Source organism: Roseococcus suduntuyensis (assembly GCF_014196305.1).
GTDB lineage: Bacteria > Pseudomonadota > Alphaproteobacteria > Acetobacterales > Acetobacteraceae > Roseococcus > Roseococcus suduntuyensis.
In genome coordinates, this window is record NZ_JACIDJ010000015.1 from 1 (window position 1) to 2,716 (window position 2,716).

Annotated in this window: 1 protein-coding gene and 1 pseudogene; both read right to left on the reverse strand. The window is 71.4% G+C overall.

Annotated features, from left to right (window positions below):
* On the reverse strand, window positions 1-1,824 hold the full coding sequence (glmS, locus tag GGQ83_RS19890) for a glutamine--fructose-6-phosphate transaminase (isomerizing) (protein ID WP_184386742.1): 1,824 nt from the start codon (window positions 1,822-1,824) through the stop codon (window positions 1-3).
* 10 nt (window positions 1,825-1,834) lie between these two features.
* A pseudogene (gene glmU, locus GGQ83_RS19895) lies at window positions 1,835-2,716 on the reverse strand (bifunctional UDP-N-acetylglucosamine diphosphorylase/glucosamine-1-phosphate N-acetyltransferase GlmU); the annotation flags it as partial.

Below are 2,716 nucleotides of genomic sequence, written 5' to 3' on the forward strand. Positions count from 1 at the left end.
CTATTCCACCGTCACGCTCTTGGCCAGGTTGCGCGGCTGGTCCACATCCGTGCCCTTCAGCACCGCCACGTGATAGGCCAGCAGCTGCACCGGGATGGCGTGCAGGATGGGCTGGCTGAAGGGGTCGGCGTCGGGCAGCACCACCACGCGCTCGGCGAAGCGGCGCAGCGCGGGCGCGCCGGCGGCGTCGGTGAAGGCCATGATGCGCCCGCCGCGCGCCGCGGCCTCCTGCAGGTTGGAGGCGGTCTTCTCGTAGAGCGGCCCCGAGGGGCACAGCGCGATGACCGGCACCGAGCTGTCGATCAGCGCGATGGGTCCGTGCTTCATCTCGCCCGCCGCGTAACCCTCGGCGTGGATGTAGCTGATCTCCTTCAGCTTCAGCGCCCCCTCCAGCGCGATGGGATAGAGCGCGCCGCGGCCGATGAAGAGCACGTCGCGCGCCCCGGCCACCTCGGCGGCGAGGGCACAGATTTCGGCATCCTGCGCCAGCACCGCGGCGGCATGTTCGGGCACCTGCAGCAGGGCGGTGGACAGCCGCGCGGCCTCCTCCGGCGAGAGCGTGCCGCGCGCGCGGCCGAAGCCGATGGCGAGGCAGGCCAGCACGGCCAGCTGCGCCGTGATGGCCTTGGTGGAGGCCACCGAAATCTCAGGCCCGGCCACGGTCAGCACCGTCGCGTCGCTCTCGCGCGCCATGCTGCTCTCGGGCACGTTCACGATGGAGAGGATTTTTTGCCCTCGCGCGCGCAGCATCTTCATGGCGGCGAGGTTGTCCGCCGTCTCGCCGGACTGGCTGATCAGCAGGGCGGCGCCGCCCTCGGGCAAGGGCGGGTCGCGGTAGCGGAGTTCGCTCGCCACATCGGCGTCCACGGGGATGCGCGCGAGCTGCTCGATCCAGTAGCGGCCGACCAGCCCCGCCAGGAAGGCGCTGCCGCAGGCGGTGATGGTGAGCCGCGGCACCTCGCGGATGTCGAAGGGCAAATTGGGCAGGTTCACGCCCAGCGTGGCCGGGTCGAGATATTGCCGCAGCGTGTCGCCCAGCACGGCCGGGTGTTCATGGAGTTCCTTCTCCATGAAGTGGCGATAATTGCCCTTCCCCATCGCGGCACCCGAGACGGCGCTCACGCGGATGGCGCGCTGCGCGGGGGCGCCGGCCGCGTCGAAGAAATGCGCCTCGGTCGGCGTCAGCACCGCGTGGTCGCCCTCGTCCAGATAGGCGATGCGGCGGGTGAGCGGCGCCAGCGCCAGCGCGTCGGAGCCCACGAACATCTCGCCCTCGCCATAGCCGACCGCCAGCGGCGCGCCGTGGCGGCCCACCACCAGCATATCCGGATGGCCGGCGAACATGATGGCCACCGCGAAGGCGCCATGCACGCGCGAGAGGGCGCTGGCCGCGGCCTCGCGCGGGGGCATGCCCTGCACGAGATGCCAGTCCACCAGCTTGCAGAAGGTCTCGGTGTCGGTCTCCGTCTCGAAGACGTAGCCCTTGCCTTCCAGCTCCGTGCGGAGTTCGGCGTAGTTCTCGAAGATGCCGTTGTGGACCACGGCCACGCGCAAGGTGGCGTGCGGGTGGGCGTTGCGCTCGATGGGCGCGCCATGGGTGGCCCAGCGCGTGTGGCCGATGCCGGTGGTGCCATCGAGGGGGGTGGCCTCCAGCACGGCGCCGAGGTTCTGCAGCTTGCCCTCGGCGCGGCGGCGTTCGATCTGCCCGCCCGTCAGGGTCGCGATGCCCGCGCTGTCATAGCCGCGATATTCCAGGCGCCGCAGCGCGTCCAGCAGGCGGGGGGCGGCGGCCTCGCGCCCGACCACTCCGACAATTCCGCACATGGGCCTCTCCTCAGCTCTTGCGGCGCGGCTTCACGCCGCGACCTGGCTTGTTGGCCTGGCGGCCGCGCGCGATGGCCAGCGCGTCATCCGGCACATCCTCGGTGATGACGCTGCCGGCGGCGGTGATGGCGCGCGCGCCCACACGCACCGGCGCGACGAGGGCGGTGTCGCTGCCGATGAAGGCGCCCTCGCCGATTTCGGTGCGGTGCTTGTTCACGCCGTCATAGTTGCAGGTGATGGTGCCGGCGCCGATGTTCGCACCCGCGCCCACGCTCACATCGCCCAGATAGGTCAGGTGGTTGGCCTTGGCGCCGGCGCCGAGAGTGGCGGCCTTCAGCTCCACGAAATTGCCGACATGAGCACCCTGCCCCACATCGGCGCCCGGGCGCAGCCGCGCATAGGGGCCCACGATGGCATTCGCGCGCACCACGCAGCCCTCCAGGTGGGAGAAGGCGCGGATGCGAACCCCTTCCTCCACCGTGACGCCGGGTGCGAAGACCACATGCGGTTCCACCACCACATCGGGGGCGAGGCGCGTGTCCCAGGCCAGCGTCACACTGCCGGGGTCGGTCAGGGTGGCGCCGCCCAGCATGGCGGCCTCGCGCAGGCGGGACTGGGTCTCGGCCTCGGCGGCGGCGAGTTCGACGCGGGTGTTGATGCCGCGGAGTTCGGCCTCGGGCGCCTCGACGGCGGTGGTGCGAAGACCTTCGGCGCGGGCGGCGGCGACCACGTCGGTCAGGTAGTATTCGCCCTGACGGTTGTCGTTGCGCAGGCCGGAGAGCCAGCGGAACAGGTTCGGCGCCGCGGCGCAGACCACGCCGGCATTGCAGAGGGGAATGGCGCGCTCGGCCTCGGTCGCATCCGCGTGTTCGACGATGCGCGCCACCTGCCC

Bases quoted from the DNA above. Each gene is read 5' to 3' on its own strand.
- glmS (WP_184386742.1), bottom strand. From the start codon at position 1,824: ATGTGCGGAATTGTCGGAGTGGTCGGGCGCGAGGCCGCCGCCCCCCGC.